Annotated in this window: 13 protein-coding genes; 9 read left to right on the top strand and 4 right to left on the bottom strand. The window is 65.9% G+C overall.

What is annotated here, in order from left to right:
- Window positions 1-19: 19 nt before the first annotated feature.
- The gene (ligD, locus tag IEX33_RS04965) at window positions 20-1264 is read right to left on the bottom strand and encodes a non-homologous end-joining DNA ligase (protein WP_188728263.1); all 1245 of its coding nucleotides are present in this window, start codon (window positions 1262-1264) and stop codon (window positions 20-22) included.
- A gap of 134 nt (window positions 1265-1398) precedes the next feature.
- Entirely contained in the window at window positions 1399-1956 is a 558-nt protein-coding gene (locus IEX33_RS04960) for an NAD(P)H-dependent oxidoreductase (protein ID WP_188728260.1), read from the bottom strand.
- A 126-nt stretch (window positions 1957-2082) separates the two neighbouring features.
- Between IEX33_RS04960 and IEX33_RS04955 the strand changes: the two genes are divergently transcribed.
- The 6 genes from IEX33_RS04955 (at window position 2083) to IEX33_RS04930 (ending at window position 10247) form a co-directional block, all read left to right on the top strand.
- On the top strand, window positions 2083-2691 hold the full coding sequence (locus tag IEX33_RS04955; protein WP_229675245.1) for a TetR/AcrR family transcriptional regulator: 609 nt from the start codon (window positions 2083-2085) through the stop codon (window positions 2689-2691).
- A gap of 360 nt (window positions 2692-3051) precedes the next feature.
- Complete coding sequence (locus tag IEX33_RS04950) at window positions 3052-4035, top strand: ABC transporter permease (RefSeq protein WP_104186965.1); 984 nt, start codon at window positions 3052-3054, stop codon at window positions 4033-4035.
- Between the two features lie 2 nt (window positions 4036-4037).
- Window positions 4038-5027 carry an ABC transporter permease gene (locus IEX33_RS04945; RefSeq protein WP_188728257.1) on the top strand — a complete coding sequence of 330 codons (990 nt, stop codon included), beginning with the start codon at window positions 4038-4040 and terminating at the stop codon, window positions 5025-5027.
- Window positions 5024-7261 (top strand): ABC transporter ATP-binding protein, encoded by a 2238-nt coding sequence (locus IEX33_RS04940; RefSeq protein ID WP_188728255.1) that lies wholly within the window; start codon window positions 5024-5026, stop codon window positions 7259-7261. The genes IEX33_RS04945 and IEX33_RS04940 overlap by 4 nt, the downstream gene beginning before the upstream one ends.
- 52 nt (window positions 7262-7313) lie before the next feature.
- Window positions 7314-9032, top strand: a complete 1719-nt coding sequence (locus IEX33_RS04935; protein ID WP_188728253.1) for an ABC transporter family substrate-binding protein — start codon at window positions 7314-7316, stop codon at window positions 9030-9032.
- A 141-nt stretch (window positions 9033-9173) separates the two neighbouring features.
- Window positions 9174-10247, top strand: a complete 1074-nt coding sequence (locus tag IEX33_RS04930) for a Gfo/Idh/MocA family protein (RefSeq protein WP_188728251.1) — start codon at window positions 9174-9176, stop codon at window positions 10245-10247.
- Between the two features lie 104 nt (window positions 10248-10351).
- On the opposite strand, the gene ald is transcribed toward IEX33_RS04930, so the two are convergent.
- On the bottom strand, window positions 10352-11470 hold the full coding sequence (ald, locus tag IEX33_RS04925) for an alanine dehydrogenase (protein WP_066272403.1): 1119 nt from the start codon (window positions 11468-11470) through the stop codon (window positions 10352-10354).
- A 233-nt stretch (window positions 11471-11703) separates the two neighbouring features.
- On the opposite strand from ald, the gene IEX33_RS04920 reads away from it, so the two are divergent.
- Window positions 11704-12924: a PucR family transcriptional regulator gene (locus tag IEX33_RS04920; protein ID WP_188728249.1), complete on the top strand. Its 1221-nt coding sequence runs from the start codon at window positions 11704-11706 to the stop codon at window positions 12922-12924.
- Here IEX33_RS04920 and IEX33_RS04915 read toward each other — a convergent pair.
- Entirely contained in the window at window positions 12921-13328 is a 408-nt protein-coding gene (locus tag IEX33_RS04915; RefSeq protein ID WP_188728247.1) for a helix-turn-helix domain-containing protein, read from the bottom strand. The two genes, IEX33_RS04920 and IEX33_RS04915, sit on opposite strands and share 4 nt — an antisense overlap.
- A 49-nt stretch (window positions 13329-13377) precedes the next feature.
- Between IEX33_RS04915 and IEX33_RS19305 the strand changes: the two genes are divergently transcribed.
- Together IEX33_RS19305 and IEX33_RS19300 are read left to right on the top strand one after the other, a co-directional pair.
- On the top strand, window positions 13378-13755 hold the full coding sequence (locus IEX33_RS19305) for an alpha/beta fold hydrolase (protein ID WP_229675244.1): 378 nt from the start codon (window positions 13378-13380) through the stop codon (window positions 13753-13755).
- Window positions 13707-14159 carry an alpha/beta fold hydrolase gene (locus IEX33_RS19300; protein ID WP_229675243.1) on the top strand — a complete coding sequence of 151 codons (453 nt, stop codon included), beginning with the start codon at window positions 13707-13709 and terminating at the stop codon, window positions 14157-14159. Before IEX33_RS19305 ends, IEX33_RS19300 begins: the two co-directional genes overlap by 49 nt.
- Window positions 14160-14221: the final 62 nt, after the last annotated feature.

The following is a 14221-nucleotide window of genomic DNA, read 5'->3' as shown; positions in this document are numbered from 1 at the left end:
GTTCCGCCGGGGCCCGCCATCAGGACGCCGGCCGGCCCGGCCACTCTTTACCCGCCCAGGGATCGTAATCGGCAATGAGGTCCTCCTGCGGCGGACGCTCGCCCTCCGGGACGTGCTGCAGGTTCACCCGCACCCGGTACCAGAGCGAGCTCGATCCGCGCATCCCGTCCACCAGCACATCGGCCGGATGCAGCGCCGGGACAAGGTCCGCGTGCCGGGATTTCCATTCGTCGAGGGCGGCTTCCGCTTCGGCCTTTGTCCTGGTCCGGGCAACTTCAATGAGCGGCATCACCGACTGCCGGCGGCCGGAGCCGTCGCCGCTGCGAGGTGGCTTTTCCGCAGGGCCGAGCTGCGCGGCCAGTGCCAGGAGCCCATCCAGGGTGCCTGCCGCGTCATCAATCCCGGCGTGCGGGTCGCCCATGTCCGCAAAGCGCCGGGGTACGGTGAGCACCGTGAACTGGTCCGGCCTGGCGGTCCGGACCTCGTCCCAGGTCAGGGGGGTGGAGACCCGGGCGTCGGGCAGTGGCCGCACGGAGTACGCGGACGCCACGGTGCGGTCCTTGGCGTTCTGGTTGAAGTCAACGAACACGCTCTCGCCGCGCTCCTCCTTCCACCACCGTGCGGTGGCAAGGCCGGGCGCACGGTTCTCCACCTCGCGGGCAAGGGTCTCGGCGGCGAGCCGGACCTCCCGGTAGGTCCACTGCGGCGCGATGCGCACCAGGATGTGAAGCCCGCGCGAGCCGCTGGTCTTCGGCCACCCCGCCAGGCCGACGTCGTCGAGCACGTCCCGCGCCACAAAGGCGGCGTCCACGATCTGGGACCAGTCCACGCCCGGCATCGGATCGAGGTCCACCCGGAGTTCGTCGGGGTGTTCCAGGTCCTCCGCGCGCACGGGGTGGGGGTTCAGGTCGAGGCAGCCGAGGTTCACCACCCAGGCCAGTCCGGCGGCGTCCCGGATGACGGCTTCTTCCGCTGACGTCCCCGAGGCGTAGTGCAGGGTGGCGGTGTCGATGAAGTCCGGGTGGTTTTCGGGCACGCGTTTCTGGAAAAACGGCTCGGCGTCGATGCCTTTGGGGAAGCGCTTGAGGACCATCGGCCGGCCCCCGGCGCCGCGGAGTGCCCCGTCGGCGACGGCCAGGTAGTACCTCACCAGGTCGAGCTTCGTCAGCCCGGGTTTGGGGAACAGCACCTTGTCCGGGCTTGAGATGCGGACCTCGGTCCCGGCGATGGTGAGGATCTCGGCCGGGGTCTTTGAGGGACTCATGCGGTCACGGTAGCAACGATCAGGTGCGGCAGCCAGAGCATCGCCGGCGCGGCCGGGCGCCGGGATCAGGCAGCCGGGCGGGCTTAAAAGGCGGTACCCGGCGCCTTGGCGGCGCCGGGTACCGGAGTCATTGGTTAGGCCGCGGGCTGGGAAGCGGTGAGTGCGTCGAACACGCCCTTGATTTGCTCTACGACTTCAGCGTCGTCTTTCGGGTGGACTTCAGCGAAGCGGACCATGGATCCCGGCACGGCGAGCTTGACGTCCTCGAGGATCTGCGCGCCGGCGATGCCTGCCGCCTTGCGGGCCTCGTCCTGGGCCCAGACCCCGCCGTACTGGCCGAACGCCGTGCCGACGACGGCGGTGGGCTTGCCGGCGAGGGCGCCGGCACCGAAAGGGCGGGACAGCCAGTCGATGGCGTTCTTCAGTGCGGCAGGCACGGTGCCGTTGTGCTCCGGAGTGACGAGCAGCAGCGTGTCTGCCTCATTCGCGGCGGCGCGCAGGGCTGCCGCCGCTTCGGGTACCTGGCCTTCGACGTCGATGTCCTCGTTGTAGAACGGGATGTTGCCCAGGTTCCCGTGGATCACCACGTCAACCTGCTCGGGGGCGTTCAGCTGGATGGCTTCGGCCAGCTTCTGGTTGGTGGACTCGGCGCGGAGGCTGCCGACGAGGGTAAGGACGGTGCTCTTAGTCATGGGAACTCCTGGGGTCTGGGTCCGCGGGAGGGCCGCGGGCCGGTCTAAGCTGAGGCTTGTCAGTGCCTTCACCCATCTAAACGGACTGTGGTCCGCTTATTATTCCCGAGGTCTGGAATGTCGGATGTGAGTTCCATCCCACCGCGGCCCGGCCTGCCGGCGGGCGCGGCGGCGGAACGCCGGGACGCCGCACGGAACCGGGCGCGCCTGCTTGCGGCTGCCCGGGAGCTGATTGCTGACTGCGGGGCGGAGGGGCTGACCATGGACCGGCTTGCCGAACACGCCGGTGTGGGCAAAGGCACGGTCTTCCGGCGGTTCGGCAACCGTGCGGGACTGATGCTGACGCTGCTGAGCGAGTCCGAGGCCGATTTCCAGGCCCGGTTCATGTTTGGGCCGCCGCCCCTGGGTCCGGGTGCGCCCGGGCTGGAACGCCTCATCTCCTTCGGAGCGGAACGGATCTCCTACGTCATGGAGTTCGGGGACCTGGTGCTGGCCGCCGAGCATGCCTCGCGCGGGCGCTTTGAAGCCCCCGCCGCCGTCCTGTGGCACCGCCATATCGAAATCCTCCTGCGGGAAGAAGGGTTCGGGCCCGACCCGTGGCTGATGGCCGGCTCCCTGGCGGCGACCCTGGACCCGGAGCGCCTGTTAAGCCTTGTCAAGGTTCACGGGGTCACTCCCGAGAGGCTCAGTGACTCCTGGCGGGATCTTGTCACACGGGTGGTCCGCGGCGCGTAGAGTACGCCACAGTTAAGAGGCGCGTCCAGTCACACCAACTTCACAGAACTATTCATAACGATCTGATACGGGCGGGTAGCTTTCCGGGCATTCGCCCGCATTTTCGGTTCCGGCTTGTGATAGTTTCCTCTGGAATGTGACCCGCGACATAGTCCACAAGGACCAAGCCCTGACAGGCTGCGGGAGGCCAGCTACCCGCTGGCAAGGACCCGGTGAGGCGGCGTAACCCCCGCTGATCAGGGGATAACGGAAGGATCCAGCACGTGATTGTTGATTTGCCTAGCAGCCTGGCCCGCCTGCGGATGATGCGGTGTCTGACCGGCCGGCTGCCGGCGGCGACGATCCAGAAGTAGCTGCCGCATGCTCAGGTATCTCGCCAAGCGCGGCATCACGTATGTCTTCATGATCTTCCTGACAACGTCGGCGGGATATTTCCTTGCCGTCAGTTCCCTCAAGCCCGCGCTGCTTGAACAGGAACGGATTCCCCGTCCCACCCCGGAGCAGGTGGCAAACTCGATGCGCCTGAAGGGCCTCGACCCCGACCTCAGCCCCTGGGAACGCTATGTCGAATGGCTTACTGCCATTGTCACGCGCTGGGACTGGGGCCGCAGCCCCAACGGCGCCTTCATCAACGCGGAGTTCGGGGACCGCGTCTGGATCTCCACCCGCCTTTTCCTGGCCTCCATCATCCTCACCCTGGTGATTGGGGTGGCCCTCGGCGTCTATTCGGCCGCCCGGCAGTACAAGTTCCAGGACCGCGTCATCACCTCGTACAGCTACCTTGCGTACATCGTGCCGGCCCCCATCGCGTACTTCCTGGTGCAGCTGGGTGCCATCAACATCAACGAGACCGTTGGCGAACGCATCTTTTTTGTCACCGGCATCTCCACCCCAGGGATGGAACCGGGCTGGGCCCAGTTCATCGACATGTTGGCGCACTACGCCGTCCCCACTGTTGCCATCACGCTGGTGGGCTGGGGGTCCTACCAGATTGCCCAGCGCCAGTACCTCCTGGACAACGTCAATGCCGACTTTGTCCGCACCGCCCGGGCCAAGGGACTCACCAGGAACCAGGCAATCTCGCGGCATGCGCTGCGGGTCTCGTTCATACCCGTGGCCCAGAGCATCGCCTTCACCATCCCGGCCATCTTTGCCGGCGGCTTCTTCGCGGAGAAAATCTTCGCCTGGCCCGGCGTGGGTTCCTGGAGCATCGACGCCATCTCCCTCCAGGACGTCAACGCCGCCACGGCCACGCTGGCCTACGGTTCCGTGATCTTCGCCCTGGGAGCCATTCTGGCGGATTTCGCCACCACCCTTGTTGACCCGAGAGTGCGGGTGCAGTAACCGTGACCAACCTCAATGCAGTAGACCCCGCCGCCGTCGCGCAGGACGCCCACCTGGAGAGCGCCGACGTCGTCATCGGCAAAAACACCATCATCTTCCGTCGCTTCATGCGGAACAAGACAGCCGTGGCAGGGCTTGCCATCTTCCTCGCCCTGACCGTTTTCTCCTTCGTGGGCGGGTACTTCACCCAGTGGGACAAGCAAACCATCGACCCCTTCAACATCGGCATGCCGCCGTCGGCCGAACACTACCTGGGCACCTCCCAGGCCGGGATCGACCTCTACGCAATGACGGTGGAAGGCACCAGGATCTCCATCCTGATCGGACTGATCGTCGGGCTCGTGTCCGTCCTCGTCGCCGCCGTCTACGGGTGCACCATGGCCTACTTCGGCGGCAAGGTGGACAAGGTGATGCTCTTCATCCTCGAAGCGCTCATCATGATGCCGGCCCTCCTGGTGGTGGCTGTGGCCACCAGCGGCGGAGGCGAAGGGCTCAGGCGGGACCTGCCGTCCTGGCTGCTGCTGATCATTGTGCTGCTCGTCTTCAGCTGGATGGGAACAGCAAGGCTCATCCGGTCCCTCTCCATGTCCCTCATGCAGCGGGATTTCGTCAAGGCCGCCCAGTACATGGGTGTGCCGGCGCGGAGGATCGTGTGGCGCCACCTGGTGCCCAACATCGGATCGCTGCTGGTCCTGGACATCACCCGTGGAGTCACCGGTGCCATCCTCGCTGAAGTTGCCTTTTCCTTCATCGGCATCGGCATCAAGGTTCCGGATGTGAGCCTCGGTGTTTTGATCGGCGGCGCCACATCCCAGGTGCAGACCTTTCCCTGGATGTTCTGGGTGCCGTTGACCGTCATGTTCCTGCTCACGGGCTCACTCGCCATGATGAACGACGGACTGCGCGACGCCTTCGATCCAAGCTCAAGCTCCTCCGGCAGCGCCAAAAAGCGCACCGCCCTGAAAGCCCGTGTTAAGGGGAACGCCTCATGAGCAGCGAAATTGCCGCCGGACCGGTTGACCAGCCGCAGTCAGCTGTGGAGCGGCTGCACATCGCCGGCCTTCACGCCCCGGCGGACGCAATCCTGTCCGTCCGGGACCTGAACGTACGCTTCAACACCGAAAACGGTGTGGTTCATGCAGTCCGGGGCGTCGACTTTGACCTCATGCCTGGAAAAACACTCGGCATCGTGGGTGAATCCGGCTCCGGCAAATCGGTCACGTCCCTTGCCATCATGGGCCTCCTGCCCACCACGGCGGAGGTCAGCGGCTCGGTACGGCTGAAGGGCAAGGAATTGCTGGGCCTCAGCGACAAGGCCATGTGCGAGTACCGCGGCAATGAGCTTGCCATGGTCTTCCAGGATCCGCTGTCCTCGCTGACGCCCGTCTACACGGTGGGCAACCAGATCATCGAAGCGCTGACCATCCACAACCCCACCATGAGCAAGCAGGCGAAAGAAGCCCGCGCCGTCGAACTTCTTGCCATGGTGGGCATTCCCAGCCCCAAGGAACGGCTCAGGGCCTTCCCGCACGAGTTCTCCGGCGGCATGCGCCAGCGCGTGATGATTGCCATTGCCATCGCCAACAACCCGCGGGTCCTCATCGCGGATGAGCCGACGACGGCGCTGGACGTCACCATCCAGGCGCAGGTGCTGGAGGTGCTGCATAGGGCGCAGGAGGAGACCGGAGCCGCCGTCGTGATGATCACGCATGACCTGGGCGTTGTGGCGGGCATGGCGGACGACATCATGGTGATGTACGCAGGCAGGCCGGTGGAGACCGGAGCGGTGGATGACATCTACTACAACCCGCGGATGCCGTACACCATGGGCCTGCTCGGTGCCGTTCCGCGCGTTGACGTTGCGGAGAAGTCATCGCTGGTGCCCATCGAGGGCATGCCGCCGAACCTGATCCACGCGCCTACCGGCTGCTCTTTCGCGCCCCGTTGCCCGCTCGCCACGGACGCGTGCCTGGAGGGTGAACCGGCGCTGGCGCCGGTTCCGGGGCCGGCCGCCCACCGCGCCGCCTGTATCAAATCCGGTTCGCTGGGCGGCGACGTTGATGTCCATGACGTCTTCGCCGCTCCGCCGGTGCCGGTATCCCGCTTCGATGCCATCCCGAGGGAGGAGCGCTCCACCGTCCTGCAGCTGAAGGACGTCCGCAAGCACTTCCCGCTCACCAAGGGTGCACTTCTGAAGCGCCGCATTGGCACCGTCAAAGCCGTGGACGGACTGAGCTTCGATATCCGCGAAGGGGAATGCTTCTCCATCGTGGGCGAGTCGGGCTCAGGCAAGACCACCACCCTGCTGGAAATCATGGAGTTCCACAAGGACCAGGACGGCGAGGTGGTGATCGGCGGGATCAGCAACAAGCAGGCCGCCGACGGCAAGACCAGGAGCGCTATGCGCCGGGAACTCCAGATGGTGTTCCAGGACCCCACCGGCGCGCTCGATCCCCGGTTCACGGTGTATGAAGTCCTTGCTGAACCGCTGCAGAACGCGGGCATGAACAAGGCCGACACCAAAAAGCGGATCATGGAACTGATGAAGCTGGTGGGCCTGCAGCCTGACCACGTGAACCGCTTCCCCAACCAGTTCTCCGGCGGGCAGCGCCAGCGCATCGGCATAGCCCGCGCACTGGCCGTGAACCCGAAGCTTGTAGTCCTGGACGAGCCTGTCTCGGCCCTGGACGTCTCAGTGCAGGCCGGCGTGATCAACCTCCTGGACAAGCTCCGGGCCGAGCTGGGCCTCAGCTACCTGCTGGTGGCGCACGATCTGTCAGTAGTCCGGCACATCTCCAACCGGGTGGCGGTGATGTATCTGGGGAAAATTGTGGAAATCGGCGAAGTGGACCGGGTGTTCGACAACCCCCGCCACCCCTACACCCGCGCCCTGCTCTCCGCCATCCCCGTACCGGACCCCCAACTGGAGCGCACCCGGGAACGGATCATCCTGCAGGGCGACCTGCCGTCTCCACTGGGCACCCCCAAGGGCTGCAACTTCGCCACCCGCTGCCCTGTGTTCGCTGCGTTGCCAGCAGCCAAGCAGGAAAAGTGCCTGACCCTGGAACCGCCGCTGGAACAGGTAGCACCCTCCCCGGCGGCCCAAACCCTGGCGGCGGATCCACTGCCCGCCCCGGACCAACGCTTCGCCTGCTTCTTCCCTGACGGAGAACTGGACGAGGACATGCTGGTAGTCCACGAATCGGCGGACCACCATGCGCCCTAGGTTTCTTCGACCCATCACAAGCACCACCACTCGCACCAACGAAGGGAACACCATGAGGAATCTGAACAGGATCGGCGGAGCGGCGGCGATCACCGCAGCTCTGGCGCTGACGGCCTGCGGCGGCGGTGGCGGGTCCACCGGCCCGGAAACGGCCAAGGGACAGGAGGCAGGCAGCGACCTGTCCAAGCTCATCAGCGTCAACGAGAAGCCTGCTGCGGACCTTGAACAGGGCGGCAAGGTCACCCTTCCGCTGGGCAACATCGGCCCCGACTTCAACGGGTTCTCCAACAACGGCAACAGCGCTGACAACTCCGCGCTACAAATCCCAATGAACCCGGTCGCTGTGAACAGTGGCGGCATCGGGGGCTGCTGGAAGCTCGACTTCGAGGGCAAGGCGTCCCCCAACAAGGACTTTTGCGAGACCGTGGAAAACGAAGTCGAGGATGGCAAGCAGACCATCACCATCAAGGTCAACGAGAAGGCCACCTACAATGACGGCACCCCGATCGACATCAAGGCCTTCCAGAACACCTGGAACATCCTCAAGAGCCCGGATGCGGGCTACGACATCGTCAGCTCGGGTGCCTATGAATTCGTGGAATCCGTCGAGGCAGGCAGCAGCGACAAGGAAATTATCGTAAAGACCAGCCAGCCGGTTTATCCGCTGGAGGACCTGTTCTTTGGACTGATCCACCCCGCCGTGAACAGCCCCGAGATCTTCAACGAGGGCTTCAACGGCGAGCTGCACCCGGAATGGATGGCCGGTCCGTTCAAGCTGGACCAGTACGATACCGCGGCCAAGACCGTCACGCTGGTGCCCAACGAGAAGTGGTGGGGCAACAAGCCGGTCCTGGAAAATGTGGTGTTCCGCCAGCTGGAGACCAGCGCCCAGATCGCTGCCTTCAAGAACGGTGAGATCGACGCCATGTCCGCCAACACCATCTCCCTGTACAAGCAGCTTGAGGGCACCAGCAACTCCGAGGTCCGCCGCGGCCAGCGCCTGTTTGCCGGCGGTATGAACCTCAACGCCCAGCGCATCACCGACGTCGCCGTCCGCGAGGCCATCTTCGCCGCGGTTGACCGTGAAGCCCTCCGCAAGGTGCGCTTCAACGGCCTGAATTGGGAAGAGCCCAGCTCCGGTTCCATGATGCTCCTGCCCTTCTCCGAGTACTACCAGGACAACTACCCCGTGAAGGAAACCGGACCGGAAGCCGCCAAGAAGGTGCTGACGGACGCCGGCTACACCGAGAACGCGAACGGCATCATGGAGAAGGACGGCAAGCCCGCGGCCTTCAAGATCAGCAACTTCGGTGACGATCCCACCACCCTCGCCTTCACCCAGACCCTGCAGCAGCAGCTCCAGGCCGGCGGCATGGATGTTGGAATTGACCAGCGCGCCTCGGCCGACTTCGGTAAGGTCCTGGGCTCACGCGAGTTCGACATGAGCGTCTCCGGCTACACCGTGGGCGCGGACGCCACGTCCGCCGTCAAGCAGTACTACGACTCCAAGACCAACGAGAACCAGCTGGGCGACGCCGAGCTGGACAAGAAGATCGCTGATCTGGCCTCCATCGAGGACAACGCCGAGCGCAACAAGGCGGCCATGGAAGTGGAGAAGGAGCACATGGCGAAGTACTTCTCCATGGGTGTGGTCATGAACGGCCCGCAGATCTCCTTCGTCCGCACGGGCCTGGCCAACTACGGCCCGTCCCTGTTCCAGAGCCTCTCCCAGGTTCCGGACTGGACCACCCTCGGCTGGGAAAAGAAGTAACCCCACCCAGTAACGCTCTCTCACTACCTGCAGGTTTTCCTGCGACGCTCTCCCACTTCCCGGCGATCCTTACCGGAAAGTGGGAGAGCGTTTGTGTTTTTGGGGCAGCAAGTGAGAGAGCGTCCGGAGTACGGTAGGCCTATGACCGGGACTGAAGCTTCAGCACGCACAATTCGCACCGCCGTCGTGGGTTTCGGGTTGTCCGGGAGCGTGTTCCACGCGCCCCTGATAGCAGCGGACCCGCGGTACTCACTCAGCATGATTGCTACGTCCAACGCCGGCAGGGAGGCTGCGGCGGCCGCGCAGTACCTGGATGTGAAAACCGTGCCGGACGGCCAGGCAGTCCTCGAACACGCCAACGATGTGGACCTGGTGGTGCTGGGGACTCCGCCCGCCACCCATTACCCGCTGGCCAAGGCCGCCCTGGAAGCGGGCCTGGATGTGGTGGTGGACAAGCCTTTCGCCGTGTCCAGCGGGCAGGGGCAGGAGCTCATCACGCTGGCCAGGGAACTGGGCCGGATCCTGACGGTTTTCCAGAACCGGCGCTGGGACGGCGACTTCCTGACCCTGCGAAAGCTCCTGGAAGCTGATGCCCTGGGTAAGGTGACACGGTTTGAATCACGCTTTGAGCGGTGGTCGCCCGCCATCGCCAAGGCCTGGAAGGCCCGCGCCACCGCGGCCGATGGCGGCGGAACGCTGTTCGACCTTGGCAGCCACCTGATCGACCAGGCCCTTCAGCTCTTCGGGCCGGCCGCCGTGGTCCACGCGGAACTGAAGGCACGCCGCTCCGACGAACGGGCGGATGACGACGTTTTCCTGGTCATGCGCCATGAGTCCGGTGTGATCAGCCATCTCACTATGAACATGCTCTGCGCGCAGCAGGCCCCACGGTTCCGCGTGCTGGGTTCCGTGGGCGGTTTCACCAAGAACGGGGTGGACCCGCAGGAGCCGTACATCGCCGCCGGCGGCAGCCCCCTGGACGCGGAATACGGCCAGGAGGCACCCGAGTGGGCAGGCCTCCTGGGCCGCGATGGACACCTGGACGCCCTGCCCACCGAGCGCGGCGCGTACCCGGAGTTCTACCGGCTCCTGGCAGTGAAAATCCTCGACGGCGGCACAGCGTCAGGCCTGCCCCTCCCCGTAGACCCACAGGACGCCGTCGAGTCCCTCAAACTAATAGAACAAGCACGGGAACTGGCGAGCGGCAGGTCTTAAATCACAACGCTGGACGACAGGCATCCGGCAGCGGGCGTCAGAGGCGACGAAGGAGCCAGCCCGCAGAGGATGCGTGTCGCCCAGCGCAGCAGGACGGGTGAGACCTACGCCGAGACCAGTTCGTGCCAATCGGCTACGAGGGGCAGGTTGTGCGCCTCGGATACGGAGTGGTGTGCCACGTGGCCGGCGGCGATGTTGAGACCGGCTGCGAGGGCGGGGTCGCGGTCGAATGCTGCCCTGACGCCCAGGTTGGCGAGGGCCACCGCGTGCCGCAGGGTGACGTTGGTCAGCGCGTAGGTGGAGGTGTTCGGCACAGCGCCGGGCATGTTGGCCACGCAGTAGAAGATGGTGTTGTGCACCTTGTACGTGGGTTCCTGGTGCGTGGTGGGGTGGGTGTCCTCGAAGCAGCCGCCCTGGTCCACGGCGATGTCCACCAGGACTGAGCCGGGCTTCATGCGGGCCACGAGGTCGTTGGTGACCAGCTTGGGGGCCTTGGCGCCGGGGATGAGGACGGATCCGATCACCAGGTCCGCGTCCACCACGGACTTTTCGATCTCGTACTTGTTGGACGCAACGGTCTTGAGCCGGCCCTGGTACTGGGCGTCCAGTTCGCGCAGGCGGTTGATGTTGATGTCCAGGATGGTGACGTCGGCGCCCAGGCCCAGGGCCATGGCGGCGGCGTTGGTGCCGGCCACGCCGGCGCCGAGGACAACGACCTTGGCGGGCCGGACGCCGGGGACGCCGCCGAGCAGCACGCCCTTCCCGCCTGCGGGGGCCATAAGCGAGGATGCGCCCACCTGCACGGAAAGCCGGCCCGCAACCTCTGACATGGGGGCGAGCAGCGGAAGGGTGCGGCCCTCCTGGACGGTTTCGTAGGCGATGGCGGTGACGCCGGAGTTGATGAGCTCGCGGGTGAGTTCGGGCTCGGCGGCCAGATGGAGGTAGGTGAAGAGGATCAGGCCCTTGCGGAAGCGGTGGTACTCGGCCTTGACCGGCTCCTTGACCTTCATGACCATGTCCGCGCGTGCCCAGACGTCGTCCGCCTCGTTGACGATCTCGGCACCGGCGATGGAGTATTCCTCATCGGTGATGCCGGAGCCCAGCCCCGCGCCGCGCTCCACTAGCACGGTGTGGCCGTTGCTGCGGAATTCGTGGACGCCGGCGGCGGTGATGGCCACCCGGAACTCGTTGTTCTTGATTTCTTTGGGGACGCCGATGATCATCGTGGGCTCCATATCTTCGGCCTGGTCAGCCGGAAAGTGCGGAAGGATTTCGTGTATCAACGATAAATCCGGTTGTGAGCCAGCTGACATGAAAGCGAGGTGAGGGCGGAGGCAGATCCGCGCCATTCCGCGGATCTCCCTATCCTCAGATCGACGTTTGTCGAGCTGCAGGGCGGCAGGTGTCGCCTCATGTCCGTTCGTCCACGGGACCTTCCGGGCAGTAGTGTTGGCGCATGCAGCTGCAGGGTGTGGAAGAACTGGTTGAGCAGGTGGCGCAGAAGCTGGGCCGTGGCCTGTCGCTCGAGGACCTGGACGGTGTGCTGCTTGCCTACAGCTCCAACCAGTCCCACGCAGACCGCGTCCGGGTGAACTTCCTGCTGAGCAAGAAAGTCCCGGCGGACGTCAGCGCGTGGCAGCTCTCGCACGGCATCGCCACGGCGGTGCGGCCCGTGGTGGTTCCCGCCAACCAGGACCTGGGCATGCTGGGCCGGGTCTGCGTTCCCCTGATGGTGCGAGGCTTCCGGGTGGGATACCTGTGGGTGCAGCAGGACTCGGCGGATGAAAGTCCGACGGCGATCCTCACCCAGCTGCCGGCCGTCAACCACGAGCTCGAGATGCTCTCAGGGCTCCTGCTGGACTCGAACACTGCGGAGTCGGAGTTCCGGCGCGGGCGTGAGCGGGAGTTCCTGGCCGCGTGCGCCGGCGAACCCAATGCGGTGGCGGCGGTCGCGGGCTGGAAGGAAGTGCAGGGCCGCGGCCCCTGGCAGGTGGTGACGGTGCTGGACGCCGACGGCTGGTCCGGCGGGCCGGACCCCATCGCGTCCACCCTGATCCACCGGGCCGCCGCGCTGCAGGCGACCATTGGTGTGGATTCCGCCCTGTTCAGCGCCGGCACGGAGACGCATTCGGTGGCCCTGTTCCGTGAGTTGTCCGGCCGGGCGAACCACGCGCAGGTCCTGGTGCACTACCAGCTGGAACTCGCCAAGCGCTCCGGCCGTCCGGTCCACCGCATCATCCTGGGGCTCAGTGAGGGCTTCGGCCGGCCGCGGGAGCTTGCCGCTGCTTACCGGCAGTCGAAGGTGGCAGCCCAGGCCGCAGCCGTGGACCCGCAGCTCGGCGAACTCGTTGACTGCCGGGCCGCCGGCGTCTATCAGCTCCTCGCATCCGCAGGAGGAGGGGCCAGTGCCTGGGCTGACTCGGGTTCGGTCTACTTCCGCATGCTCGAGGACCACGACCGCAACGGGGAGCTGCTGCCCGTCCTGGAACTCCTCTACGACAATGACGGCTCCGTCCAGGACGTGGCCACGAAACTCCACCTTCACCGCAGCAGCATCTACAACAGGCTGGGCCGGATCCGGCAGCTGCTCGGTGTGGATCCGCTCAAGGGGATGCCCCGCCTGGAGCTCCACGCCGCGCTGAAGATGCGCCGCTGGGCAGGCAGGCCCAGGATCTAGGCGCCCGCCCCGGGGGCCTTCCCCACCTCGCGCAGCTCGGATTTTTTCTGCCCCTCCAGCCACGCCATGATGGCGGCCCGCGGAATCCGCCGGTGTGTGCCGCGGTACTCCACGGGGATCTCGCCGCGGTCCGTCATGTTCCGCAGGTAGGTGTGCGAGATGCCGGCCAGCTCCGCTGCCTTGGATGTGGTGAGCATGTCCTCCACGCTGCTGACCGTCACCGCGTCGCCGCGGCTGAAGCGGTGCAGGAGATCGACGACGGCGTCCCTCGCCTGTGGCGGCAGCCGGTGGACCGTGCCGTCCACGAAGACGGTGATGTCGTCGCTGCCCGCCAGTGCACGGCCCAGCTTCTCGGCATCCTCCGACGGGAGCGCGCCAGTGATCCGGGGAGCTATCAGTGCCATGCCCCCAGCCTACCGGCGGCCAGCCCGCCCCGGGCGGTATGCTCGGCTGATGGAACTTAGTGGCGGCCGGGACGTCGAGGCGGGCGGACTCCGGGGCAAGCTGTACGCCTCGGTAAAGCCCGCAGGATCCGCGCCCAGGCCTGCCTACGTCCTGCTGCACGGCATTGGAGTGTCCCACCGGTACCTCGCCCGGCTGCACCTGAAGCTAGCCAGGGAAGCGGACGTCTACACCTTCGACCTCCCGGGCTTCGGAAAGGCTTCACGGCCCCCGCGCCAGCTGCAGATCGGTGACTTTGCGGCGTTCGTGGGCGCTGTCCTGGCGGAGTCAGGAGTTTCCAGCTACGTGGTGGTGGGCCACTCCATGGGGACGCAGTCCGCGTGGAACTCGCGCTCCAGGAGCCCGGCCGGGTGGCGGGCGCCGTGCTGATGGGACCCGTGGTGGACTCCCCCCGGAAGACAGTCACCAGGCAGGCGCTGGCACTCACGCGCGATGCCCTGTTCAGGGAGAGCCTGACCTCGAACGCCCTCGTGTTCAGCGACTACTTCAGGGCCGGCCCGCGCTGGTACCTGACCGAGCTTCCCGTGATGATGGACTACCCCATGGAGGAAAAGGTGGCCGCCGTCAGCCAGTCCGTCCTGGTCCTTCGGGGCGCCAGGGACCCCATCGCGCGCCGCCCCTGGTGCGAACACCTTGCCGCAGTCGCCCGTCAGGGCACCATGGCTGAAATCCCGGGGCAGGGCCATGTGCTGCAGCACACCGCCCCGGGCGCATCGGCCGAGGCCATCAGCGGCTGGGTCCGGGCCCTGGACGGCTTCGGCGTCACAGCCTAGGAGACTGCTGAACTAAGTGCTTTATGGGGCTGGTCCGGGGCGTTCACGTGTCGGGGCCAGCC

The organism is Pseudarthrobacter scleromae (genome assembly GCF_014644515.1).
Classification (GTDB): Bacteria; Actinomycetota; Actinomycetes; order Actinomycetales; family Micrococcaceae; genus Arthrobacter; species Arthrobacter scleromae.
Note: the sequence above shows the minus strand (reverse complement) of the source record. Positions and strands in the feature narration are given on the sequence as shown.

What these genes read in the sequence shown, in the direction of transcription:
- IEX33_RS04920 (WP_188728249.1), top strand. Translation starts at nt 11,704, where the DNA reads ATGCAGCTGCAGGGTGTGGAAGAACTGGTTGAGCAGGTGGCGCAGAAG.
- IEX33_RS04960 (WP_188728260.1), bottom strand. Translation starts at nt 1,956, where the DNA reads ATGACTAAGAGCACCGTCCTTACCCTCGTCGGCAGCCTCCGCGCCGAG.
- IEX33_RS04915 (WP_188728247.1), bottom strand. Translation starts at nt 13,328, where the DNA reads ATGGCACTGATAGCTCCCCGGATCACTGGCGCGCTCCCGTCGGAGGAT.
- IEX33_RS04930 (WP_188728251.1), top strand. Translation starts at nt 9,174, where the DNA reads ATGACCGGGACTGAAGCTTCAGCACGCACAATTCGCACCGCCGTCGTG.
- IEX33_RS04950 (WP_104186965.1), top strand. Translation starts at nt 3,052, where the DNA reads ATGCTCAGGTATCTCGCCAAGCGCGGCATCACGTATGTCTTCATGATC.
- IEX33_RS04940 (WP_188728255.1), top strand. Translation starts at nt 5,024, where the DNA reads ATGAGCAGCGAAATTGCCGCCGGACCGGTTGACCAGCCGCAGTCAGCT.
- ald (WP_066272403.1), bottom strand. Translation starts at nt 11,470, where the DNA reads ATGATCATCGGCGTCCCCAAAGAAATCAAGAACAACGAGTTCCGGGTG.
- ligD (WP_188728263.1), bottom strand. Translation starts at nt 1,264, where the DNA reads ATGAGTCCCTCAAAGACCCCGGCCGAGATCCTCACCATCGCCGGGACC.
- IEX33_RS04935 (WP_188728253.1), top strand. Translation starts at nt 7,314, where the DNA reads ATGAGGAATCTGAACAGGATCGGCGGAGCGGCGGCGATCACCGCAGCT.
- IEX33_RS19305 (WP_229675244.1), top strand. Translation starts at nt 13,378, where the DNA reads ATGGAACTTAGTGGCGGCCGGGACGTCGAGGCGGGCGGACTCCGGGGC.